At 57.5% G+C, this 23,918-nt stretch carries 18 protein-coding genes; 16 read left to right on the top strand and 2 right to left on the bottom strand.

Annotated elements, in window-relative coordinates; translation table 11 throughout:
* Window positions 1-13: 13 nt before the first annotated feature.
* Entirely contained in the window at window positions 14-1,171 is a 1,158-nt protein-coding gene (locus tag EDC27_RS01990; protein WP_123288936.1) for a glycosyltransferase family 4 protein, read from the bottom strand.
* A 693-nt stretch (window positions 1,172-1,864) separates the two neighbouring features.
* Here EDC27_RS01990 and gspE point away from each other — a divergent pair.
* From gspE to EDC27_RS01935, 11 genes are all read left to right on the top strand, one after another.
* The gene (gene gspE / locus EDC27_RS01985) at window positions 1,865-3,511 is read left to right on the top strand and encodes a type II secretion system ATPase GspE (RefSeq protein WP_148045645.1); all 1,647 of its coding nucleotides are present in this window, start codon (window positions 1,865-1,867) and stop codon (window positions 3,509-3,511) included.
* Window positions 3,511-4,719: a type II secretion system F family protein gene (locus EDC27_RS01980; protein ID WP_123288934.1), complete on the top strand. Its 1,209-nt coding sequence runs from the start codon at window positions 3,511-3,513 to the stop codon at window positions 4,717-4,719. The genes gspE and EDC27_RS01980 overlap by 1 nt, the downstream gene beginning before the upstream one ends.
* Window positions 4,703-5,155: a GspH/FimT family pseudopilin gene (locus tag EDC27_RS01975; RefSeq protein WP_123288933.1), complete on the top strand. Its 453-nt coding sequence runs from the start codon at window positions 4,703-4,705 to the stop codon at window positions 5,153-5,155. Before EDC27_RS01980 ends, EDC27_RS01975 begins: the two co-directional genes overlap by 17 nt.
* 37 nt (window positions 5,156-5,192) lie before the next feature.
* A complete protein-coding gene (locus tag EDC27_RS01970; protein ID WP_148045643.1) occupies window positions 5,193-5,654 on the top strand; it encodes a pilus assembly FimT family protein in 462 nt (153 codons plus the stop codon).
* A 2-nt stretch (window positions 5,655-5,656) separates the two neighbouring features.
* On the top strand, window positions 5,657-6,406 hold the full coding sequence (locus EDC27_RS01965) for a PulJ/GspJ family protein (RefSeq protein WP_170161516.1): 750 nt from the start codon (window positions 5,657-5,659) through the stop codon (window positions 6,404-6,406).
* A gap of 92 nt (window positions 6,407-6,498) precedes the next feature.
* Window positions 6,499-7,344 (top strand): type II secretion system protein GspK, encoded by an 846-nt coding sequence (locus EDC27_RS01960; protein WP_170161515.1) that lies wholly within the window; start codon window positions 6,499-6,501, stop codon window positions 7,342-7,344.
* Window positions 7,345-7,401: 57 nt separating this feature from the next.
* A complete protein-coding gene (locus EDC27_RS01955; RefSeq protein WP_123288929.1) occupies window positions 7,402-8,712 on the top strand; it encodes a PilN domain-containing protein in 1,311 nt (436 codons plus the stop codon).
* Entirely contained in the window at window positions 8,709-9,305 is a 597-nt protein-coding gene (locus EDC27_RS01950) for a GspMb/PilO family protein (protein WP_123288928.1), read from the top strand. The genes EDC27_RS01955 and EDC27_RS01950 overlap by 4 nt, the downstream gene beginning before the upstream one ends.
* Before the next feature lie 21 nt (window positions 9,306-9,326).
* Window positions 9,327-11,660, top strand: a complete 2,334-nt coding sequence (gene gspD / locus EDC27_RS01945; protein ID WP_123288927.1) for a type II secretion system secretin GspD — start codon at window positions 9,327-9,329, stop codon at window positions 11,658-11,660.
* Between the two features lie 116 nt (window positions 11,661-11,776).
* Window positions 11,777-13,699, top strand: coding sequence for a BACON domain-containing protein (locus tag EDC27_RS01940; protein ID WP_123288926.1), 1,923 nt, complete (start codon window positions 11,777-11,779; stop codon window positions 13,697-13,699).
* A gap of 66 nt (window positions 13,700-13,765) precedes the next feature.
* Window positions 13,766-14,947, top strand: a complete 1,182-nt coding sequence (locus tag EDC27_RS01935; RefSeq protein WP_123288925.1) for a hypothetical protein — start codon at window positions 13,766-13,768, stop codon at window positions 14,945-14,947.
* 566 nt (window positions 14,948-15,513) lie between these two features.
* Here EDC27_RS01935 and EDC27_RS01925 read toward each other — a convergent pair.
* Window positions 15,514-15,768 (bottom strand): hypothetical protein, encoded by a 255-nt coding sequence (locus tag EDC27_RS01925; protein WP_148045641.1) that lies wholly within the window; start codon window positions 15,766-15,768, stop codon window positions 15,514-15,516.
* Window positions 15,769-17,296: 1,528 nt separating this feature from the next.
* Between EDC27_RS01925 and EDC27_RS01910 the strand changes: the two genes are divergently transcribed.
* The 5 genes from EDC27_RS01910 (at window position 17,297) to era (ending at window position 23,860) form a co-directional block, all read left to right on the top strand.
* Window positions 17,297-18,031 carry a hypothetical protein gene (locus EDC27_RS01910; RefSeq protein WP_148045639.1) on the top strand — a complete coding sequence of 245 codons (735 nt, stop codon included), beginning with the start codon at window positions 17,297-17,299 and terminating at the stop codon, window positions 18,029-18,031.
* Window positions 18,032-18,718: 687 nt separating this feature from the next.
* On the top strand, window positions 18,719-19,906 hold the full coding sequence (locus tag EDC27_RS01905; protein ID WP_123288919.1) for a glycosyltransferase family 4 protein: 1,188 nt from the start codon (window positions 18,719-18,721) through the stop codon (window positions 19,904-19,906).
* Between the two features lie 38 nt (window positions 19,907-19,944).
* Window positions 19,945-20,934: an SDR family NAD(P)-dependent oxidoreductase gene (locus EDC27_RS01900; protein WP_123288918.1), complete on the top strand. Its 990-nt coding sequence runs from the start codon at window positions 19,945-19,947 to the stop codon at window positions 20,932-20,934.
* 15 nt (window positions 20,935-20,949) lie between these two features.
* Window positions 20,950-22,920, top strand: coding sequence for a hypothetical protein (locus EDC27_RS01895; protein WP_123288917.1), 1,971 nt, complete (start codon window positions 20,950-20,952; stop codon window positions 22,918-22,920).
* A gap of 31 nt (window positions 22,921-22,951) precedes the next feature.
* The gene (era, locus tag EDC27_RS01890) at window positions 22,952-23,860 is read left to right on the top strand and encodes a GTPase Era (RefSeq protein WP_245994163.1); all 909 of its coding nucleotides are present in this window, start codon (window positions 22,952-22,954) and stop codon (window positions 23,858-23,860) included.
* The last annotated feature ends 58 nt before the right edge of the window (window positions 23,861-23,918 follow it).

Below are 23,918 nucleotides of genomic sequence, written 5' to 3'. Positions count from 1 at the left end.
CATCCATCCTTCGTTACGATCGCGCCTCTGAAAGAATCGCCTGGAAGACGGATCGGGTCTGGCGGGCTGTGCGTTCCCAACTAAAGCCGGCGGCCCGCTTGAGGCCCGCTCGAATGAGGTGTTGACGATAGTCCGACGCGTCCAGCACCTGGTCGATGGCCGAGGCCAAGTCTTGTGGATCGAGCGGATCAATGAGGTGTGCCGCCTCGCCGGCCACTTCGGGCATGCTGGAGGTGTTGGAGCAGATCACGGGACAACCGCAGGCCATGGCCTCCAGAATCGGAAGACCGAATCCCTCGTAGAGGCTTGGATACACCAGGGCGGTGGCGCCGCTGTAGAGGCACGCCAGAGTTTCATCGTCCGTATAGCCAAGGGCGATGAGACGAGGTCGCCGTCGATGCAGTTGAGCCTCCGCAAGCCATCTCTTATCCCCCCATGCCGTCCATCCCACCAACACAAGGGGAATATCGTGTCGGCATCGCGTAAGGGCCTGCACGGCGAGGCCGATATTCTTGCGCGGTTCAAGGGAACCCACAAAAAGCAGATATTCCTTTGGAAGGCCCAGGCGTTTTCGAACCAAGGCCACCGCCTCGAGCGGCCTGGGTGAAAAATGCCGGGCAGGAGCCAAGGGAACCGCGGTGACCTTTTCCTCAGGCCACCCCAGGAGCCGGCAAATTTCTTCGCGCATGTACTGAGAGATTGTCAGGATGTGGGTGGCATAGTCCAGTCGACGACGGCTCCAGTACCGAAAGAACCACACCCTTTCTGTTGGGTGAGTCTGAGGGTAGCATATCAAAGACAAGTCGTAGAGGCTGAAAACCTGCGGGATGTCTGTAACCGCCGCCGGAACGAAGGAGGTTGCGTGATACAGGTCGTAGGAGCCAGGCTTGGTTATTCGTTGGAGTTGCTGTTCGTAAGCGATCCAACGCGCGCACCGAAGGGTGAAGGTGACGGGAGCGGGAAGCCGCCACAGGGCCGTGACAGCTTTTGACCACCTGGCCGGCTGAGCTGCCCGAGGGATGGACAGATGGGTTTTTCTGCCGTCAAAATAAACAATGTCCATGGACGGCGGGTCAGGTAATGCCTCTATGGTCCCGTAGAGATTTCTCAGATATCTCGCTATGCCCGTGTCCAACCCGACAAGGGGAAGAACGTCGACTAAAATTCTCATCTCGTCCATCCTCACGTCTCAATTCATCTCGAGCATGGGTGACTTTTCCCGCCTTCGATGTTCGGCGCCCATGCCTCCTGCTTTGGCGCGAAAACCGGCCCTATCTTTGACCCAGGGGCCATTACCACAGGGGATAGTTGCAGACAAGGTTTTCTCTCCTTCCCAAATCCATCATCCTCGGTCAGATCGGGCAAATTCGGTGCCAGGACGATGTGCCGGTCACCCCAACCTTGTCGTTTCCCTTCCCGAATCTTCAAGAGCCGCCTATTCGCATCGCGCACCCTTCCCGTCTGCTCCACGTCGAGATGGGCGGGGAGTCCCCCAGCGCGGTGAATCCGGCAACATTGTCCTCTTCTTTGGACTCAGTAGGGAGAACACCCTGTGCCAGAGTTGTTCAGTTCGTTTGGTTATTTGTTGTTTTTTATGATCGAATTCTCGCTAACTGAATTGACCAGGACATATGGGTTGTTTTTTTACGATGATGGATCTGGGAGGATCCACCAGGAGCCGCCGCTTTGCGGGCAAACTTTCCAAGCCGCATTGATCAAATCCGTGCACCACGAAGGCCGAGCTTTTCACCGATGATTTTGTTCTGGCGCCTTTCAAAGGCGCCGGAAACGACTAGGCTTGACCTTTATTGTCCCACGTGTGCTATTTTGCAAAAGTCGCCGTGAACATGGAGATTTTGCTCCCGTGCCGGAGTCGAGAGCAAAGATGATGGATGGGGTGCGATCGGTGTGGCACAGAATGCGCCGAAGATCGGCGGAAAGTGTAGGGTCTTTGCCGGGCGGCAACGGCCCAGCGCCCCTGGAAGGTCTGCCGGAGTTTCCGTTCATGGACGAAGGCGATTTTCCGGACCATCCACCTCGGTACAATCCCCTGCCCGTGGCTTATCTCAAGCGCTTCAAGGTCTTGCCGGTGATGGAGACCGATGAGGCCGTCACCGTCGTCATGGCAAATCCCATGGATTTGGCCACGCAAGAAGTGGTGCGCCGGGCTTACGGAAAACCTTTGAAAGTCTATCGAACCACGGCGGAAGTGATCGCCCAGTTCACCTATCAGTGGTATGAGGCGGACACGGCCTTGCAGGAATCCGAAGCGCAAGCCGAAGAAAACCCCGATCTGGATGCGCACCTTTGGGACAACCCGGAACACCTTCGGGACATGGCCTCCGAAGCCCCCATTGTCCGCCTCGTGAACCATATCATCACCCGCGCCGTGGATGTGGGCGCCTCGGACATTCACATCGAACCGCTCAAAAAACTGGTCAAGGTCCGTTATCGCATCGACGGTGTGCTTCATGACCAGGACGATCTTCCCAAGAAGTTTCAGGCGGCCATCGCCTCGAGAATCAAACTCATGGCGCGCATGAACATCGCCGAAATGCGCCTGCCTCAGGACGGCCGTATCAAGTTTAAACTCACCAAAAAAGAAATCGACATCCGCGTTTCCAGCCTGCCCACGGTGTTTGGGGAAAGCCTGGTGCTGCGCCTGCTTCAAAAGGAAGACATTCTGCTGGACCTGGATGCTCTGGGCTTTCCCAAAGATCTTCTGAACCGATTCAAGCAGATCATCGCGTTGCCCTACGGCATTGTGCTGGTCACGGGCCCCACCGGATCCGGAAAAACCACCACGCTTTACGCCGCCATCAACGAAATCAACACGCCGGACCGCAAGATCGTCACCGTGGAAGACCCCGTGGAATACCAACTGGACGGCGTCAATCAGGTGCAGGTGCAGCCCAAGATCGGCCTAACCTTCGCCCATTGTTTGCGCTCTTTTCTGCGCCAGGACCCCGATGTGATGCTTGTGGGAGAAATCCGCGATTTGGAAACGGCGGAGATCGCCATTCAGGCAGCCCTGACCGGCCACATGGTTTTTTCCACGCTGCACACCAATGACGCGGCCGGCGCCATCACGCGATTGGAAGACATGGGCGTGGAACCCTTTATGATCACATCTGCGGTGGTGGCCGTTTTGGCCCAAAGGCTTGTTCGACGCGTGTGTTCGAAGTGTGTCCGTGAGGTCACCGTGGGCGAGGAGGAGCGGCGAATATTGGCCCACGAGTTTGGCGTGCCCTTGGAGGCTGTGCCGGCGTCCTATCGCAAGGGGCAAGGCTGCGAGCATTGCGGCGGTACCGGTTACCGAGGGCGCATCGGCCTTTTTGAGTTTCTGCCGTTGGATGAACCCATTCAGCGGGAGATTCTCAAAGGGTCCGATCGCCACGCCATCGTGGCCAAGGCCGTGGGCTTAGGGATGGGAACCTTGAGGCAGGACGGGCTGGAGAAGGTGGTCTCCGGCATGACCACCTTTGAAGAGGTCATTCGAGTCACACGGTGATGCAAAAATTTTTTTTCGAAGGCGTGGATGCGCGCGGGCGCAAAGTCAGGGGTACCGAAGAAGCTTCGGACCGGGAAAGCCTTCTGGTGAGCCTCAGTGCCAAGGGGGTGCATGTTCTGCGCTGGTCCGAGAGGCCCCTGGGATGGGACGGTCTTTCCTTTCTTCGAAAAAACCGCCTCAGCGCTCGGCAAAGGCTGGAATTCATTTCGGAACTGGCCCATCTGGTGCGTTCCGGAGTGCCCATTGACCGGTGCCTTCAAATCCTTGCCGATGCCACCACGGCGGAACGTGTGCGTCAGCTTGCGCTCACGCTTCGTGAAGGGATTCGCGGCGGCCAGAGTTTCTCCCAAGCCGTGGCCCAGAAAGCCCCCGAATTTGGTGAACTGACGGTGAGCATGATTCGCGTGGGGGAAGCGGGGGGTGTTCTGGATGAGGCGCTGGAAAAACTGGCCGGCTTTTTAGCACGCACCGAAGAGATCAAAAGATTTATCATCTCTTCTTCCATCTATCCCGTGGTGCTTCTTTTGGTGGGAATCGCCTCCGTCTCGGCCATTCTCGGATTTGTGATTCCCAAATTCGCCGCGATTTTGGAAGATCTGGGCCCGAACATTCCGGCCGCGACGCGGGCCTTGATCGCCTTGAGCGGGGTTTTTCGCACCTTTTGGTGGCTCCTGGCTCTTGTGCCCGTGTGCCTTGCCTTGGGGATCACTGCCTATGCGAAAAAGCATGAAAACCGACGACGCCTGCATGCCGTGCTTCTCAAATTGCCTTTCCTGGGGCGACTCGTCCTGGAAGTGGAACTGGCCCGCATGACGCGCACACTCGGCACCCTCCTGGAAAGCGGTGTGCCGCTCCTCAAATCCTTGAGTATTGCCCAGGCCGTGGCCCGCAACGTGCTCCTCAAGGAAGCCCTTCAGGAAATCCACGAGAAAGTGCAGCAGGGCGTGGCCATGAGCACCCTCATGCGGGCGTCGCCGATTTTTCCACCCAAGGTCGTGCACATGACGTCCATCGGCGAGGAAACCGGGGACCTGGGACGGGTCCTGGGCAGTGTGGCCGACAGCCTGGAAAAAGAGATTCAGAACAAGACCAAGGCGGCTCTGGCCCTTTTGGAGCCCGTGGTCATCGTCTTCATGGGAATTCTTATCGGCGGCATGGTCATTTCCATGCTTTTGGCCATTTTTGGCATCCATGAAATCTCATTTTAAAGATACCGGTTTGACTCTGGTGGAACTGCTGGTGGTCCTGGCCATCGTGGCCGTGTCGCTCACCTTGGTCTTCACCACCGTGGGAACCGGTCTCGGCCGCAAACAGGACCGCCGTTTTGTTCTGGACCTGGGCGGTGTTCTGAGTAAAGCCAGAACCCAGGCCGTCTCCAATGGTCAAGTCACGGCCGTGGTGTTTTCCGAAAACGATCGCCAATGCTGGATCGCCGAATCCCGGGATAAAGCCCTCGGGATTCCCGAGGACCTGGAGATTCAAGCTCGAGGCGTCCTTTACGCCGACGACGTCTTTTACGTGCTGTTTTATCCCGATGGGGCGTCCAGTGGAGCGGAACTGGTTGTGGCCCGTCGTGGGACGGTCTTGGGTCGCCTTCGCGTGGATTCACTGACGGGCTTGGCCATGGCGGCGGAAGGAATGTGAGGGTCAAAGGAACGCTTTGGAATTTCAAGACGCATCCATGAAACGTAGGCGACCGTCGGCCGTGAAACCGAAACCCCGATTCTTGGAAGGCGGTGCCCTTGGGGCACGCGTTCAAGGGTTTAGTCTTCTTGAGGTGCTGGTTGCCTTGACGATTATGGGTATCACGGTGGCCGTGCTGTTTTACGGGTTCTCGCAGTCGGCTCGGCTTCGGACGCAAGCCCAGGAAGTGTTGGAGGCGTCCAGGGTGGCCCGAACGATTCTCACAGATTCCGCGCTTATGGCCGAGGCGGTGCGCCGCGGCGTTCTGCAGGGGCCGGTGAGCGATGAGCCGGGGTGGTTTTACAGGCTGGAAGCTCACCCTTTGGTGGTTCCTTTGGAACGGGACACGGAAGCGTACGAGGATCCCAACATGGTGGAATTGACCTTGTGCGTCTATGGGGAATCGCAAAGGTCACGCGCTTCGCGGTGTGTGGTGAGCTGGTACGAGAGGAAAGGATAAACGTGCGTGCCAGGCCGGTGTTTCAACCTCGCGCCGACGAGCCACAAAGCCCCGGTGGGCGCTGTGGACAGGACACCCATGGGGCTGATTTCACGCCCTTCGGGTTCACTTTGGTGGAGGTTTTGGTGGCCATGGTCTTGACGGCCATGGTCATCACCCTGCTGAGTTCGGCCATGCGCTTTGGGCTTCTGTCCTGGCGCAAATTGGGACCTGAAAACCATGCGGACATCTTGGCCTACGCCGTGCCGGTTTCCCTGGAGAGATATCTGGAATGGGCCGCCACGGAAGCCACGGTGTGGAGGGGCCGGCCGGGTTACGTGTTTCCCTTGTGTGGCACGGCGCACGGACTAGCTTTCTACAGCACCTATGGTCCTCCGGGGTCGGACCGACAAGGGCTTCGCCTCATCGGCTACCTCTACGATGCTTCCCGTCATGTCCTTGAGGTTTACGATGTGGATCTTGTCGAAAAAGAGGGCGAAGTGACGGATTGGGTCCGTTTGGCCGAAGAGCTGGTTCACGGCGCGCACGACGCGGGACCACCTCTGAGCCGCTACGGCAACGTCACCGCCTTTGAACTGGCCTATGCGGAGACGGATCCTTCGGATTCCACACGAGAGGCGATTGGATGGAAGGATCGGTGGACGTGCGAAGAAAACCTGAAACTTCCTCGAAGGGTTCGTCTGATTTTCGGCGTCGGCACGGGATCTTCGAAAAAAGTGAGCTCGTGGGTTTTTTCCACAGAAGTTCCCTAGAGGGCCGGGGGAAAGTGTGCTCGAAGAAGGTTGTCGTGCGGGAGCGCGTGCCTGTGGACCCTGAAGAAACCAGGCGACACGTTGGAGCTTTCATGGAAAAGACATCCATGCACACAGTCCCAGGGGTTTGTTTGAAAAGGCAACCCGGGTGGGGAGAATCGGGGGCGGTGCTGGTCTTTGTTCTGTGGGCCTTGGCCTTACTTTCTTTTCTGGGCCTGCAGACCGCGGTGGCCTCCCGGCTTCGAGCCTCGGAAGCGCTTTCGGCATGGGAACAGCTGCAAAGAGGGGAAGCGCTGCGCTCGGTGATGCGTTACGTCGCGGTGACAGGGAAAAACCACCATATCATGAGGCCCGGTTTATGGTATCGGTGGATTGTGGGCGGCCAGGAAGTGTGGGTTCTTTACGAGAAGGAGTCATCCAAGATACGGCCCACGGACGCCAACGATGCCGAGATGCGACGGGCGTTCGTCGAATTCTTGCCTCTTGCGGATGTTCGGGAAGCGGACGAGCTGACCGACGCTCTGCTGGATTGGCAGGATGCCGATGACATGGTGCGGCTTCAGGGAGCGGAGGCGCCATGGTACCTTCAAAGAGGTTTAAAGCCGCCGACGAATCGCCCGTTTTCAAGTCTATGTGAAATCCAGAAGGTTCGAGGGGTTGGACCGGAGTTGTTTTGGGGGGATTTTCTGGAAAAGGCCGAGAGGGCTTGGGAACAGCGAGACGTGCAAGGGCAGAGGGAGATGCTTGAGCCCGAGAGGCGTTCTCTGGTGGAGCTTCTGACCGTTACGGGATCCAAAGCGGACCGTTTGACGGTGCTTTTGCCGTTGAATGCCACGACGTACGAGGTGGCGGTGATTGTGGGAAAAGCCGACAGAGACGGATGGAGCGTGGCGGATCGATGCCAGGGATTTGTGCGATCCACACCAGTTTTCCCATAAAGGGCCGGGCTGAAGACGGCGTGCAAGGGCGACCGAGAAAGGAAAACGAGGCGAGGGGTGTTCGGGGCCAAGGGCATACTTGGAATTTATGTGGACGAAGACAGGCTGGATTATGTCCATGCGGTGAAAAAAGCGGGGCGCGTGCGGCTGCATTCGCTCGCTGACGGCGTGCCCGCCCATGGAGCCCTTCTTTCCGGTGGTGCCAAGGGACTGGAAGCCTTTCTGCGCGAGCTGCCCTTGACGCCGCATCGGCGCGTCGCCATCGCTCTGCCGCGCAGCCTCTTTTTCGTTCGCGAGGTGGAGGTTCCGCCGGTGCCCATGGAAGATGCTCTGGACGTGGTGCGAAACGCTCTGCCCATTCATGTCCATCTTTCCGTGGACGACATCTACTGGAGCGTGGATCTTGTTCGGCGCCGGAACAAGGCCATTGCGGCAACCTTGGTCTACGTGGAAAAGAAAGTCGTGGACCCTGTACTGGCGGTGTTGGCCGACACCGGGTACAGGGAGTCGCTGCAAGGCTTGTTTCCCATTTCCTTTGGCCTTGCCGCCTGGCTGCGCTCGGCATCCTCTGGGCCCGTGGGCCTGGTGCGTCGAGACCAAGCGATGCGCGAACTACTTGCCGTCGATGCCGACGGCGTGGTGTGTTCACAGCTTGTGGATCCATTGGAAGGGGTCTGGGATCGCGATGGAATCCATGCATGGTTTCGGGCTCAAGGGGGCGTGCCGCCCGACAGGATTTACGACTGGAGCGACGCTTCACAGCTCGAGCCGGCCATGCCGCCCAAATTTTCCGCCGATTGGCCGCATCCGATGGTCAATCTGGGCACGGCCGCTGCGTGGGCACTCATTTTTCACCACCGTGGGCTGTGTGTGGACGGTCGAGCGCCGCAGCTTCCCGGACTTCACCCTGCTAAAGTGGTTGTGCCGTTTCTTTTGTTTTTGGCCGTGACCGCTTGGGGTGTCGGGGCGCATGTGGAGCGCCGCACAACGGTTTTGGAACGGCACGCCGCACGGTTGATGGAGGAAACGCAAAAACTGGAAGCGGAACTCAAGCCTTTGGAGAAAAACGCTCAAGAAATGGAGCAGCTCAAGAAGCTCATCGAGGAAGCGGATGTGTTCATCAAAGGGCGACCGCGGTTCTATGAGCTGCTCAACGACGTGGCCGAAAGGGTTCCCGAAGGCACCTGGATTTCCCGATTCAGCTATTCGGCGGGCAAAATCACGGCTTCCTTTCGAAGCCCCGATTCTTTGAAAACCCTCGAAGGCCTTCGAGCCTCCCCTTGGCTCAAGGACGTGAAGCTTCAAGGGTCGGTCAATCGCGGCCGCGACGGCAAGGAAATGTTCACCGTGGTGCTGGAGGTCAAATGATGGGTGTCTGGGGTCGTCGAACGCGGCGCTGGACGGCCATTGCGGTTTTGGCCACCGGTCTTTGGGTGGTGTGGTACATGGTGCAGTGTGCCCCCAAGATGGAAGCCGCTTCATCGGCCGAAGCGTCCGTGAATCTGCAAAAAACCAAACAGGACAAGCTGCGTCGGCAGATCGCCAAGATTCGAGAAGATCTGTCCCATCAGGGGCAATTGGCCGAAGAATTGGGTCGCGTGGAACAGTTGCTGCTGGAGGCCAAGAGCCTGGACGATGCGGCGTCCAAAATGCAGCAGCGCCTTCAGGAATCCTTTGAAAAGGCGGGCCTTCAGGTGCAGGCCTACAATGTCCTCAACCCGACGGCCTGGGAGGAGATTCCCATGGCTCAGGTGGAATTTCGATTGAGCGCCAACCCTTCAGCTCTCGCGGAACTGCTCAAGGTTCTGGAAGAAGACGAGAAACTGATCCGCGTGGAATCCCTGAGCGTGGTCTATCGTCCCGCAAAGGATTTCCCTTTGTTCGTCACGTTACGTGTGGGCACCTTGTTTGTGGATACCACGAGCTTAAAGACCGTGCTGAATCAGGCCTCTCAAAACTGAACCACTAAAGGAGACGTGAGGATGAAAGGGTGGCGTGTCGCCTGGAGGGTGCTGATGCGAGCCGGGCTCATATGTCTGGCTCTGGGCATGACGGGATGCGCAACGACGTCGCTGCAGGGCCGGGCCCCTGCGGAGCCTTCTGCTGAATCGAAACCGCCGTTGATAACGCCATCCACGCCGCAGACGGTTTCGGGAGCGAAGGATGGATCGGATAAGACAGCCGAGGCGGTCGTACTTCCATCCAACGAGGAGGAATCTTTGGCGAAGGTTTCGCCGCGGGAGCTTTCCTATCAAGGCCGGTTGAGCACGGAGGCCATTCCTGCGGCCGTGGCGCAACAAGCCCGCCGTGAAGCCGCCAAAATGTCCGATGCCGACAAGACAGTGGACATCGATATGGCCTTTGATGCGGCGGATCTCTACCAAGTCCTGGACGCCACCCTCTATCAATTGTTTGAGGTCAACTACATCGTGGATCCCAGCATCAAGGCCAAAGTCACCTTTCGGGCCAAGGGCTCCTACACCAAGCCTGCTTTCTTTAAGCTGTTGAACGATGTTCTTCAAGTCAGCGGTCTGGCGTTGGTGCCCGGACCGGGCGACATGGTCAAGGTGGTGCGCAAAGATCTGGGACCAGGCTTGAGCGGGGCCGGCATCGATGATGGGGCGGTGGAAGCCGGCTTTGTGGATGTGACCCGCCTCATTCGACTGCGATATCTCGGTGCGGAAACTGCCGCGGCCAACATCAAACCGTTTCTTTCGCCCAATGCCGTGGTGGTGCCGGACAAGGCCAGCAACGCTTTGGTGGTGACGGACACTTTGACCAATATCGAAAAGGTGGCCGGAGTCCTTGCCATCATGGACATGGATCGCATTCAGGAGGTGTCCTGGAGAATCTTTCCTTTGCGTTATGCAGAAGCGTCTGAGGTGGCCCAGGAACTGACGGAGATTTTGAGTAAGGAAGGGCTTTTTGTGCGTCCCGGGGCGGATTCGGGAGGGTTTCAGCTGTTTGCCATCAGGAGTCTCAACGCCGTGTTTCTGGCCACGCGCTGGCCCGCACTCATTGACCAGGCGGCCCGATGGCTTGCGGTGATCGATCGGCCCGGGGAAGCCGGCGAGGGGATCTATGTGTATTCTGTGGAAAACGGGTCGGCAGTGGAATTGGCCGACGTGTTGTCTCGGGTCTACGGTCTGTCCACAAGCACGTCACGGACTTCGAGAACTGCTGAAGGGAGCCCATCGTTGGCCGGCACCCGATCGTCCCGGTCACGTTCCAGGACCTCTTCGCCCCTCACCGGCTCCACCGGCGCCGGACTTTCCACGGCAAGACCGTCGGCTTCCGGCGCCTCGGCCTCGGGCCCCACGATACCCGAAAGATCGACTGTGGGCGCCGCCGGCGGTGCCTTGGAAGGCGAGGTGGCCTTCATTCCAGACGAGGCCACCAACAGTATCGTCATCAAAGCCAGGGAAAAGGATTACCACATCATTCGTAAGGTCCTGGAAAAGTTGGATCAGATTCCACGTCAGGTGCTCATCAATGTCATCATTGCGGAACTGTCCCTTTCGGGGTCCGTGGAATACGGCATCGAATGGTTTCTGCAAGGACACTACAAGGATTATACGGGACAGTTTGTGCTGGATAACGCCCGTTCCCGGGCCGTGAATACGGCCTTGGAAACGGGCACGGGATTTGCCGCCGCTGTCTTCGATAGCACGGATTTTCTTCGAGGCCTCATCAACGCCTTGGGAAAAGACACGTCGTTGAATATTCTCTCATCGCCCAATATCATGGCTTCGGACAACAAGGAGGCCTACATCGAAGTGGCGGAAGAAATTCCCATTGTCACCGGAGAGGTGACAAGCCAGGAAACCACGGCGACCTCGCGCACCATTCAGTACCGCAAAACCGGCATCATTCTCAAAGTCACACCCCACATCAATTCCAGCGGCCTGGTCAAAATGGATATTTCCCAGGAAGTCAGTGAGCGCGGTGAAAAAGATCCGGACCTCAAGACCACATCCATTGTGAGCCGCGTGGCGGAAACCTCCCTGGTGGTACAGAACGGGCAGACGATTGTCATCGGCGGCTTGATGCGAAACCGCAATTCGGTGAGCCGCTCCGGCATTCCGGGCTTGCGTAACCTTCCTCTTTTGAAATATGTTTTCGGCAGTGAAGGAAAAGAAAGCTCCAAGACAGAACTAATTATTCTGATCACCCCGCGGGTGGTTCGAGATCGCAAGGAAGCGGAAATGGTGACTCAGGAATTTTCTCGAAAAGTTGAGGGCCTAAGGGAATTGCTTCGGTCGCGTGGCGGCGTGGTGGAAGAAAATCTTAAAGCACCTGAACCAGAAGGACGATAACACAGTTACCACTGTGTGTCTGGAAAGGTTCGGCCCTTCCCAGAGGGGCCGTTGGCGATAGGAAAAAGGGCGCAGACGGTGCCCTAGGTGAAGAGCCGAGTCAAGGAGGGTCTTCCATGAAGGTTCGGGCGCAAGGCGTAGGCTTGCCCGTGTGGATCGTACTGGTGTGGGTGCTTTTGTTGCTTCCCGGTGCCGGCTGGAGTCAGGAAGAGAACGGGAGCGATAACGCAACGGATAATGAAACCCTCGTGGTTTCGCCGAGTTTTGTGGACGTGGGAACCTTCCGGCTGCTTCCCGGGGAGAGTTTGGAGCCTGGGTCTTTTACCGTGACGGTGACCGGAGGCCCTCAGGCAGCGGACGGCCAAACATCCACCTTCCTGGCTTCCAGTGACGCCGTCTGGTTGACGCTGCAGCCCACATCCGGAACGATTCCGGGGACCTTTACGGTGACTCCATCCATTTCCGAATTCATGGAAGGGACCTTTACGGGAACCATCACCGTGATTTCCGAGCTCGATCCCTCCAAGTCCGCCGACCTTACCGCTTCCATGACGGTCATTCGCACGCCGGGAAACCTGCTCACAGTTTCCCCCACGCAGTTTCAGTTGGATTTCACCACGGCGGATCTCTCACCGCGAGCCTTTTCCGTCAGCATACGCAATGCCGATCCGACCCATACGAGCTTCTTATGGTCTGCGGTCAGCGCCGTGCCCTGGCTGACACTTGCGCCGTCCAGCGGCACCGGCAATAGCTCGGCCACTCTGACCGTGGATCCCACAAAGATTCCTGTCCTTGCCGACGAATCCTATGTGGAAGGCACGGTGATCTTCTATTCCGGCTTATCCACGGAGCCGGTGGAACTGGTGGTCAAGGCGCGGGTAATGACGGTGGCGCGGGAACGTTTGACCGTCTTTCCGGGCTCTCTCTTCTGGAGCCTTGAACGCTCGGCCGACGGGCTGTTGGATACGGCTTCCTCACAGACCCTGTTGGTGATTTCCCAGGAACCGGGGTGGTTTGCCACGGTGGATGTGGCGTTTGTGCAAATCTCGGTGAATTCCGACGCGGAAGTGCCGGGAGCCACGGGCAGGTCCGGGTCCATTCAGGTGACCCCCGTTGACACGGTCCTTCAGGCCATGGGCTTCGGCCGGTTTTCGGCCCGAATCACGGTTTACAACGCAACCGGGGACGCCTACCGCGTGATTCCGGTTATGGTGGAGGTGCGCCGTCCCGGGGAGCCCATCAGTGCGCCTCCGATTTCGGCGGACATTTCCCAGACCTCATCCGGTTTTCTCTTGGTGGAAACGGTGGACACGGCCTGGTTAGGCCTCATTTTGACCGCTCCTGCGCTGACGGTCAACTATCCGACGCAAGGCCTGTGCGTTCAGGCCGGAGGTGTGTGGATGGATCCCGACGGAGCCCAGGGCAGCCTGGATGAAGCCTGCAGCTTGGATCAGAAAGTCTATCTGCTCGTGGCGTTTCCCGACACTGTGCCCGGGCTGGTTTACGCGCTTTCGCCTCAGCACGCGAACGGTTTTGCCGTGGCGTTTCAAGGCGGCGTGAAGCAGCCAGGAGCCGACGATTTCTACTACGCCGCCGGCCCCATTGGGTCCATTCCTCTCGGACCTGTGCGTCTTCTCGGCTTGCAAGGCCGCATCATCGTGAGTTCCCGGGTGGGAAGAAGCTTGGGGGATGCGGTGGAAGTGCAGCGAGCGCAAATCAATGTGCGCACCATCGAAGGCACCTGGTTGGTCAGCGAAACCTATCGAGGGGACGTCTACGACTACGGCGCGGAGCGACCGTTGCGGCTGCACCGCGACCCTGGAACCGTCAATTTTGTGGGAACCTGGGGGGACACGCCGGTGGTGTGCCGGCCCGGAGACGGCATGAGCACGCTTTATATTCTGGAATTTTCGGAAAGGGGTGTGCCATATAGATACGAAATCACCTCCTTGACCTCACAAAAGATGACAGGGCGGTGGACCTTCCGGTATGGGGCTTCATGGGAGACCTTTGAGGCGACCCGGGTGGCATTTCAGTGAACCGGAAAAGGCACAAGGTTCTCGGAAGACAGGGGGATGTCTCGGGACGGTCGTAAGGAGAGGGCGATGATCAGACAATTCGTGGCGATAGGGCTGGGACTGTGGGTCCTTTCCGGCTGTGGCACGTCGGTGATGGAACTTAAGACTCCCGTGGCCCGCGAGTCTTCGGTTGGCGAATTCAAGAAAGTGGTGGTGGTGCCCTTTTCCGACTACACGCCTGAGGATTCCCTTTATGGCTACTGGAGGCGAAACATTCTGGTCAACGAAGCCTTGACCGACGAATTGCTGCGCTTCGGTTTCTCTCCTGTGATCTACGAAGATGTGATCGGTTACCTGCTGGAACAAGGCATCATTCAGGACGCCACGCCCGAGGAAGGCAAAAGCACGGCCACACTGGCCTTGGAAAAGGAGCTGACCAAAGACTGGTCCCCGGGCATGAAAGCGGAAATCCTTGGGGCCATCTACCGCAACGAAGCCCATCGCCGCTCCGCCGAACCCTACTGGAACCGTGAACGATTGATTACCCTGGACAGTGAGGCTGTTCGAAGGCTTGGGAATCGGTTTGGAGCCGATTACGTGGTGAGAGGCCGCCTCCTGGTGTTCAAAGCGGGCCAGGAAGACAGCTTCAATCCTATCCAGACCGGATTGCTGCCGTTCTTCTTAAAGGTGGGATCCCGCACGGTCTTTGGTGTGGCGCACAGCGACACCTATGAGATGATCGATAAGATGGCCATCGGCGGCCTTGTGGGGGCCGCTCTGGCCAAAGACAACTGGCCTTTGGAAGACAATGACAAGAAGTTCGTGGGCCATCCACGGTTTGGTGGCCGTTTGGTGCGCGAAGAGGATTATGCCAGCCTGAACACGGCCATCTGGGGGGCCGCCGGTGCGGGCATCGCCTTTCTGGGGCACAAGGGAGGGCGAGTGGACCACGCGTGGATTCAGTTGGGCATGATCGCCCAGGATGCGCGCACGGGGGAGATTGTGTGGGTGAACCGTGCCGAAGTGAAGGTCATGCCCAAGACCGTGTTCGGCGAAAAGGATGTGGACATTCTGACCAGCGAAGCCATTCAGCACGCCGTGGGCCGCCTCGTTGACAACTTCGTGGCCAGCCTCACCGGCCGCGAAGTCCTTCGCAGCCGCGTGGACGGCACCTTTTATGTCACACCCGCCGGCGGCATTTTGGCTCCGGATCGGACCCGTTACGGGACCATTCTTGTGGGCCCGCCCGTGAGCCCCATGGCGCAGTGAACCGTGCGCTCTTCAAAAAGCGGCCGGGCATGAACTCGGCCGCGTCGGTTTCCCTGTCCCACTCCTTGACAAATCATTTTTTGGACAGTCATCCATATGCCAAGTGGAGCAATTCTCAGCTCTGCACCGATCCCTTAGAAGGTTTTTGTTTTTCGACAGCGTGTTTCGATAACAGAAGAGGGGCTGAGCTGCGCGACAGCGGAAGCTCCAAGGATTCGGTCCACATTGGCTTTGTAAGTCCCCTTTTCAAGAACATGAATCAGACCCCCGTGAAGCGTCACGGGGTCCACCGGTTTTTCGAACACCTTCTCGAAGCTTCACCGTTTCGAGTTTCCGCTGGCTGTTGGGTCGAACTTTTTGCCAAGGCCCACGATGTCCGCGTCCTCATCATGGGCTTTGGAGGGTATTCCTAATACGGGGTAGGAAAACAGGCCATGCCGGAGCGCTCGACATTCTTTTCGTGGTTGCGGCGGGCAATGAAGGCTACGACAAGGATCATGACCCGTGGTGGTCTTGCAGGAGGCGTTCCTTCGCAGGGCAGAGTCCTATTGGAGCACCCCTGAGACTCAATAGGTTATGGCGGAAGGGGATCGAGGCAGGACGTTGACGGCGGCCATCAGATCCAGCTTGGGAAAAAGGCAATCCTTCCCCACCGCGTTCAGGTCCAAAAGCCAGACGTCGGGAGCGGTGTCCTTACGGGCGCATCCGGGATAACTGGGGACGGTTTCCGAAAAATAGCGCAGCCTTATACGGCCGGGCAGGCGCTGGATGGATGTCCTCAGCACGCCTCCGTAGCCGAATGTCTGGAGTCCCACGTCCAAGGGTAGGAAAAATCCCCAACGGTTTCTTCCGGTTCTATACTCGGGCGCAGGATGGAAAATTCGGTAGAACGATGGGTTCCGTCCGGTCCTTGGGGTCGAGTCCTTTTGGCCGGGTTGAAGGCTCTTTCCATGACGCAATTTCCGTACATTGCCCGCCCATCGACGCAACTGGCGGCTTAACCATGACGGCTTTCCACCTTATTTCCGCCGCCAACCTGTCGGAACAACCGGAGCCACCTCCCAGGTCCCGCAAACTCATGAACGGATTTAACAAAAAGGTGAGGTCTTTTTTGGTGTCGGATTTTGAGTGGCTGAATCGGGGTTCTATGGCGAATATTTTTCCAAGGACTGTGGTCTTATGGAGCTGGCCGTGCTGAGTCATAGCTTCCTCTTTAGGTGAGCTGCGGTAGGGAAGCCGGTTTGCGACGAGGCCTCTTTAATTCGGCTGTTGAATCGTTCGACCATTCCGTTGGTTTAACGGTGCCGAGGTCAAATAAGGCGGTGTTCGATGTCGGGCTGGGCACAGATGGAACGTGGTGCCAAAGAGCCGTTTCCACAAGGTATTCCACAAGGGCCGGAGAATTGTTGACCGGGTCCGGAATGATCCACAAGGCGTCCAGGCTCGGCAGGGTCTGAGAAACATGATCGGGAATGTCCTTGGGTCCTTACACGGTCATGGCCTGCAGGATCGGCCCGAAGTTTTCCATGTGGCGTTGTGCTTACCGGAGAAAATCTCCGTTGGCGGCCGTGGAGTCAAAGACGCCCAGGCGTTTCCTTTCGGGAAGGGTTCGAGCGATGGCCTAAATTTGTTCAGCGGCGGGAATAGAAAGGGAAAGGCCACAGGAAGGACCATTGGGATCCACAACGAGTTTTGTAGGGTCTAGGACCATGGTGTAAGCCCAGGGAGGGCCGCAGACTTTGACGACGTTTTCAGCAACCGGCAGAGCTTCCGGGTCGGTGGAAATGAAAGCGTCGGCGGAGAGCCGAAGGAGTTCCCTATTCGCGGTCCGAAAGTCTCCTTGAGTGTCTTGGGGCAGAGTTGATAAGCTTGGGTGTTTAAAGGCCGAGCCGAGTGAGGGAGGCCTGGAGGCCCTCGAGGGCTTCCCGGTAAGGGCGGAAGGGTGCGGAGACGATAGCGGCATTCCGGCACGATGCGGCAGAAGCCCATGGCGGAGCCAGGCCCATGAGGGCCGGACCCGTGAGCCAGGAGCACAATGTGAGTGCAATGACCTTCTTTTCATGAAGTTTGAGCCCGCGTGCGTGTGACCGTCCCTGGCAAATGTGTCCAAAAAGGAATTAAGACTCAATGAAAGAGGCAAAAAGCGCACCGATTTTCAGCCGCGATCGAGGTCGGGGAACGGGGCCTCCTCGGACGAGAACATTGATCGGCTCCGCGGTCGAGCCCAGAGTCTGCCTGCTGGGGCAGGTGTCTGTGAACGATCTGGATCCTGAACGATGTGCGGGCCATGGTTGTCGAAACGCTTTCAGACTGGGATGGTCAACAAATAAAAGGCTGATTCGGATTTTTATGATGGCCGTGGGCTTGGTGACCATAGTGCTGGGCCCTGCCGTGGGGGGGTGGGCCGCCGGCGCAGCGGCCGCTACTGATGAGGCGCAGCCACCCATGGTGACCAAGCATCTTTTCGCGCCGGAGCGCAGTGGACTCGACAGATCCATGACGCATGGAAAGACGTCAGCGAGGGTCACCTTCACGGGGGTTATGAGGACTGAGAAGGGAAAAAAGGCGCTTCTGGAAACGGGAACGGCTTCGAAAGACAGGGCCTCTTCGGCAGCGTGGTACGGGGAAGGCGACACCGTAGGGCCTTATGTCCTGAAAGAAATTGGGGCCAACGCCGTCGTTTTGGAAGGAAATGGAGAAAATCTTCGGCTACCGCTTTACGGCCCTGAAAAAGATCGACCACAACCGATTGAAGTGACCGCGGGGTCCCCGTCTAAAGGCCAGGACGTGGAGAGTGCGACACCGCAGGGCACGCGGCGGCAACAAGGTCAAGGCCAGCCTCTTAATCCCTTTGGACCAGCTCCCGCCAAGGGCAGTGTCCAAGGAAAAGGCGCGATGCCTACAGGCCAGGGACAGGCTCAAGGTGGCAGCGGGACCAGCCCCTTGCAACAGGCCATCCAAAAAGCCCGTCAGGGTCAAAGCTACGGGCAAGAATCGTCCCAAAATCCCTTTCCGCCTTCCGGAGGTTCCGGCGGATTCGGCGCCAATCCTTTTATGGAAATGCTGAAAAAGAAGGGGCAATGACGACTACGACGAGATGGCGATCTTCGATGGACGAAGGAGAAGATCGGTTGGAAGGAAATGGTTTGAAAAAAGTCTCGTGACCCCAAACTGGACTGGACCAGCCATAAGCCGTCGACCCAAAGCCGTTTGTCAAGGCCTGGAGCGGATGCTGAAGGGTCACCGGTCGGTGCGCTTGATGCGGACAGACAAGCCGAGAGCAGCGCGTACACCAGAACGCACATTTTGGTCTTGATTCCTTGGGATCATGACAAATTCTTATAGGACGACTCTTCCATATGGCATCATGTCTGGTGCATTTACTTGACGGTTGCGGCTTTGGGCGCGGTGGTTTACGATCCTTGTTTTGAAATCGCCTTTAGGATTCATAATGCCGTGGGTGAAAGGCGAAACGTGCTGAAAAGAGCATCCAAAGGGCATTGAGGGTCTTGGTGTGAGGGGATTTACTCGCTCGCCGGCAGGCTGAAGTGTTTTGGGCCGTGTATGGCCACAAACTGCGCTGGGATGCCAGGAAAAAATACAAAGTTTCGTCGATTCTCGTGGACCCTTTGGAAAACGCCTGCGCTCTGCCTTTTCTGTGGATGTGGCGAGGCTATACCGGCTGGAGACGGAAATGCTTCGGCTGTTGATTGGGCTGGGTCGTCCTTAATGAACCTTTGCCCAGTATCACCAACATGAGGAACCAGAGGCATGACGAGCTGTGGACTGCACGTGGTTTTTACCGTCAATGCCGACTGGGTTTTTCGTATTCATTTCCTTCCTCTCGCCCAGTTGCTCACAAGGCAGGGCTTTCAGGTGACCATCATGGCCAGGGATACGGGAGAGGGTGCGGCAATAGAAAGGCGCGGCATGCATTTTATCCATTGGCCGGTGACGCGTTCTGGTAAGAACCCTGTTATGGAAACGGCGGCTGTGCTGCACCTCTTGCGCCATTACCGACGGATGAAACCGGATCTGGTCCATCACATTGGACTCAAGGCGATTTGCTACGGGTCGGTCGCGTCCAGATTGTTGCGGCTTCCGGCCGTGCACATGTTTATTGGGCTAGGGTTTGCCTTTCGAAACCAAGCCGGGCGAAGCAGCCGGCTTTTTCTCAAGCCCTGGCTTCGAACTTTAAGAGGGGATAAGCGAAGTGTTTTGGTTTTTCAAAATGCAGCGGATAGAGCCTATGGTCAGTCTCAGGGCTGGGGAAAGGAGGAAAAAACGTACGTCGTCGGTGGCGTGGGCGTGGATCTGAGCGGCTTTCGAGAGCAACCTGAGCCGCAGGCACCTCCTTTTGTGGTCGTGTTTGCCTCGCGGATGCTGTGGGATAAGGGGGTGGGAGAATTCGTTGAAGCAGCGAGGATTCTTAAGAAAGAGTGGGGGGAACTGGTCCAGTTTGTTCTCGTTGGTGGGCACGATGCGGAAAACCCTTGCGCAGTCCCGAGGTCGTGTTTGGAAGGCTGGCATCGTGAAGGGGTTGTGGATTGGTTAGGATTCCGCCACGACATCCCACAGATCCTTGCCATGTCACATCTCGTTGTTCTTCCTTCATACTATGGCGAAGGCGTCCCAAAAATTTTGCTGGAAGCTGCAGCCGTTGGGCGTGCTGCCGTGACGACGGACTGGCCTGGCTGTCGGGACGCCGTTCTGGATGGTGTGACAGGAAGGCTTGTGCCGCCGAAAGATCCCCGGGCGTTGGCACGAGCCATCGACCATCTTTTATCCAATAGGGAACTGCGGTCCAAGATGGGCCACCGGGCACGAGAAAGAGCGGAGAAAGAATTTAGCGTGGTACGGTTTTCGCAAAAGATTTTGCGTGTCTATCGTGATGTGCTGTCGATTTCGCGCAAGGATTTCCCATTGACTGGAAATCCCATGCAAGATGTTTTTATCTAAACACGCTGTTTCATGATCAATTCGTCGGTGAAAAGGCATTGAATACCAGAGATACCAAAACAGTTCTTGTCACGGGTGGAGCGGGGTTTATCGGGTCGCACCTGGTCGATCGTTTGTTGGATGAAGGGTGCAGAGTCACTGTTATTGACAACTTATCGACGGGTCGGTTGGACAACGTAGCCGAGCATAAAGACAACCGGAACTTCCAGTATGTCGTGGACACCATTCTCAATGAATCACTCATGGACGAATTGGTGGCCCAATGCGATGAAGTCTACCACTTGGCAGCGGCTGTAGGGGTGAAGCTCATCATGAACCGCCCCGTGGAGACGCTGGAAACCAATGTTCGAGGGACCGAGGTGGTGCTGCGTTGCGCCAATCGGCACAAAAAGAAGGTCCTAATCACGTCCACGTCGGAAGTCTACGGTAAGGCCATGGACGACAATGGTGGAGCGCCGCTTCGGGAGGATGGCGACAGCCTCATTGGGCCCACGTCGTGTCGGCGCTGGGCCTATGCGTGTTCCAAGGCCCTGGATGAGTTTTTGGCTTTGGCCTACTTTGAAGAAAAAAAGCTGCCGGTGGTTGTGGTTCGACTTTTCAACACGGTGGGGCCTCGCCAGACCGGGCAATACGGCATGGTCGTTCCCAACTTCGTGCAAAAGGCGCTGCTCAACAAACCCATCATCGTCTACGGCGACGGTTCCCAGTCCCGGTCCTTTACCCATGTGTCCGACGTGGTGGAAGCCCTGGTGCGGCTCATGGCCGAACCGCGAGCCCTCGGCCAGGTGATCAATGTGGGCAACCCCCAGGAAATCACCATTCGGGATCTGGCCGAACTGGTTAAGGAAATGACCGGAAGCCGTTCGGAAATCGAATACATTCCCTATGAACGGGCCTACGGGCCCGGATTTGAAGACATGCGGCGCCGCTGCCCGGATATTCGCAAGCTCGAGGAGTTGACGGGATTTACGCCTCGAGTGGATTTGAGGGGCATCATTCAAAGCGTTATTGCATATTTTCAAAGCTGATCGAGGAGTTAAGGCATGGATGCCGCCGTGGAATGGTTTCACGGGCTGGTGCTGTTTTTCGGGGCTTTTGGCCTTGGATGGCGTTTGACACCTGCGGTGGGCCGTTGGGCCGCGCGGCGGGGCAAGGTGGCCGTTCCTCGGGAAGACCGGTGGCACAGAATCCCTACCCCTTTGCTGGGCGGCGTGGCCATTGCCGCAACTTTTTATGCGGCAACGGGGGTCGGGCTGCTTCTCGGCTGGTTCGGGAATATGTCCACCGCAGCGCTTCACCTCGCACCGCTTCTGGTGTGCGGCGCCGCCATGTTCCTGCTGGGACTCTGGGATGATTTTCGAAACCTCTCGCCCCAGACCAAGCTCGTGGCACAGATCGTCCTTGCCTCCGTTCTGGTCTTTTTCGGTTACAAGATTGATTGGTTCGTGTCAAAAACGGCCAACACTTTCCTGAGTATTCTCTGGATCGTGGGGATGACCAACGCGTTTAACCTACTCGACAACATGGACGGGTTGAGCGCGGGAGTCGCCGCCATCGCCGGGTTTTTCCTGCTGGCCTTTGAAGTGCTGCACGGCGGGGGCATGTCCCTGGATCCCCATATCGGGCTTCTACCCATTTTTCTTGGGGCCGTCCTGGGATTTTTGTGCCACAACCGCCATCCGGCTTCCATTTTCATGGGGGATTGCGGAAGCCTCTTTCTCGGATTCCTTTTGGCCGGCATCAGCACGCAGAACGAACTGAGTCGTCACGGGCATTTGGTGCCCATCGTCATGGCCCCGCTCTTTGTCTTTTCTCTTCCCGTGGCGGACATGGCCCTGGTTTCCGTGATGCGCACGATGTTTTGCCGATCCGTGGCGTGCGGGGGCCGGGACCACACGTCGCATCGGCTTGTTGCGATCGGCTTGGATGAAAAAAGAGCCGTTCGGGTTCTGTACGGTTTTTCGGTGCTAGGCGGTGCCGTGGCCCTGCTCAGCGCGGTGGACATGGGGCTTTTCTACGCGTCGGCCGCGCTCTTTGTGCTCCTGACCGTGGTCTTTCTCGTGCGCCTTGCCCAGGTGCGCGTGTATCCTCCCGGTGAGAAAAGTCTGCTGGAAAAGAAGCCGGCCCTCACCGTCCTGTGGGTCCAGTTCACCTACAAGAAGCGCGTCTTTGAAGTGATGCTGGACGTGTTTCTCATTGCCTTTTGCTATTGGCTGGCTTACTACCTGCGCTACGAACGATGGTCTGATCCCGAAGCTTTTCCTCTTTTTCTCGGCAGCCTGCCGGTGATCCTTATTTGTTGCCTGGCAAGTTATGTGGCCTGTGGCATCTACCGAGGCGTGTGGCGTTACACGACCCTTTCGGATCTCAGCATTCACGTTTTGGCCGTTAGCGCCGGGGTGTGCGTGAGCCTGACGGTTTTGGTCTTCGCTTACGATTTCAAGGGCTTTTCAAGAACCGTTTTCGCCATTTTTTGGCTTTTGTCTTTGCTGTCGCTTTCGGGTTCGCGGCTCTCCTTTCGCCTGCTCTCGGAGTTTCTCAACCGACTGGTGAAAAAGAAAGGCCGTCCCACGCTGATCTACGGAGCCAACCGCAACGGGGCCTACGTGCTTCAAGAGCTCCTGGAAAATGCCGATCTGGGCCTTGTACCGGTTGGATTCATCGATGCGGACGAAAGAACGGTGTGCCGCCGCATGTTCGGCTACAAAGTCCTTGGCACGCTTCGGCATGTGCCCAAGCTCGTGCGTCGATACGGCGTCCAGGAAATCGTCGTGGCCTCACGGGATATCTCACAGGAAATCGCCGAAACCTTGGAAACCACATGCCGGGAGATGGGTGTGGTTCTAAGGCGCGCCGAATTTCGGCTTTCCCCCTGCACGGAAGCCGATCCTTGTGAGCAGGAGGCCGTTCAGGCCGTACAAAAGGATGCTTCCATAGATGAAGCCGTTCCCCATTTAGCCCAGAAAAGCACGGACTTTCCCCACGTCCAGAAACCTTCCGAAACCGATCTATGAGTGCTTCGTGCGAATCGGAGGCCTATCTTTCGTGGAACTCATAAAATCAGGCTTTGTGGCTCTGGTGGGGGCGCCCAATGTGGGGAAATCCACCCTCATGAACCAAATTCTCAAGCAAAAGATCGCCATCACGTGCCCCAAGCCGCAGACCACACGAAACCGCATTGTGGGTATTTACAATACCGACCGGTGCCAGATGATTTTTGTGGACACGCCGGGGATTCATCGGGCTCGGGACACCTTCAACAAAATTCTGGTGAAGACGGCTCTGGCGACGCTCAACGACGTGGATGCCGTGACCTTTATGGTGGACGTGACGGCACGAGGCATGGATCTGGATCGATTTGTTTTGCAATCCATGGAAAAAATCACCACCCCGGTGGTGCTCGTCCTCAACAAGGTGGATCTTTTGAAAGACAAAGCCGCGCTGCTTCCCCTTATTGATCGATACACAGGGCTGCGATCCTTTGAGGCCGTGGTGCCGCTGTCGGCGCTCACGGGAGATGGCGTGCCGCAGCTTCTGGCCGAACTGGAAAAACGGCTTCCCGAAGGACCTCGATACTATCCGGACGATGCCGTGACAGATCAGCCGGAACGGTTTCTGGTGGCAGAAATCGTTCGAGAAAAAGTGTTTCATCTGACGGAAGAGGAAATTCCCTACGCCACGGCCGTGACCGTGGACGTCTTTCGCGAGCAGGCCGACAAAAACCTCCTTCGCATCGAGGCCACCATTCATGTGGAGCGGAATTCCCAGAAGGGGATCGTGATCGGCAAAGGGGGCGCACGGCTGAAAGAAATCGGTCGGCAAGCCCGGGAGGACATAGAACGGCTTTTGGGGTGCCGCGTGTATTTGGGTTTGTATGTGCGCGTGCAGAAAAACTGGCGCCGGGACCCGCGGGTGCTTAGGGAGTTCGGCTATCGCCTGCCGCGGGAAGGGTAGCGGGCATGCGGTGAGGTTCTGGTGCGCGGCGGCTCGCCGTGAGTGCGGATTCTATGGG

The organism is Desulfosoma caldarium (assembly GCF_003751385.1).
GTDB classification, from domain to species: domain Bacteria; phylum Desulfobacterota; class Syntrophobacteria; order Syntrophobacterales; family DSM-9756; genus Desulfosoma; species Desulfosoma caldarium.
This window is presented reverse-complemented; position numbering and strand designations above follow the sequence as displayed.

Excerpts from the sequence above, each read along its gene's own strand:
- EDC27_RS01990 (WP_123288936.1), bottom strand. The coding sequence starts at position 1,171 with ATGAGAATTTTAGTCGACGTTCTTCCCCTTGTCGGGTTGGACACGGGC.
- EDC27_RS01980 (WP_123288934.1), top strand. The coding sequence starts at position 3,511 with ATGCAAAAATTTTTTTTCGAAGGCGTGGATGCGCGCGGGCGCAAAGTC.
- EDC27_RS01975 (WP_123288933.1), top strand. The coding sequence starts at position 4,703 with ATGAAATCTCATTTTAAAGATACCGGTTTGACTCTGGTGGAACTGCTG.
- EDC27_RS01970 (WP_148045643.1), top strand. The coding sequence starts at position 5,193 with ATGAAACGTAGGCGACCGTCGGCCGTGAAACCGAAACCCCGATTCTTG.
- EDC27_RS01960 (WP_170161515.1), top strand. The coding sequence starts at position 6,499 with ATGGAAAAGACATCCATGCACACAGTCCCAGGGGTTTGTTTGAAAAGG.
- EDC27_RS01950 (WP_123288928.1), top strand. The coding sequence starts at position 8,709 with ATGATGGGTGTCTGGGGTCGTCGAACGCGGCGCTGGACGGCCATTGCG.
- gspD (WP_123288927.1), top strand. The coding sequence starts at position 9,327 with ATGAAAGGGTGGCGTGTCGCCTGGAGGGTGCTGATGCGAGCCGGGCTC.
- EDC27_RS01940 (WP_123288926.1), top strand. The coding sequence starts at position 11,777 with ATGAAGGTTCGGGCGCAAGGCGTAGGCTTGCCCGTGTGGATCGTACTG.
- EDC27_RS01935 (WP_123288925.1), top strand. The coding sequence starts at position 13,766 with ATGATCAGACAATTCGTGGCGATAGGGCTGGGACTGTGGGTCCTTTCC.
- EDC27_RS01910 (WP_148045639.1), top strand. The coding sequence starts at position 17,297 with ATGATGGCCGTGGGCTTGGTGACCATAGTGCTGGGCCCTGCCGTGGGG.
- EDC27_RS01905 (WP_123288919.1), top strand. The coding sequence starts at position 18,719 with ATGACGAGCTGTGGACTGCACGTGGTTTTTACCGTCAATGCCGACTGG.
- EDC27_RS01895 (WP_123288917.1), top strand. The coding sequence starts at position 20,950 with ATGGATGCCGCCGTGGAATGGTTTCACGGGCTGGTGCTGTTTTTCGGG.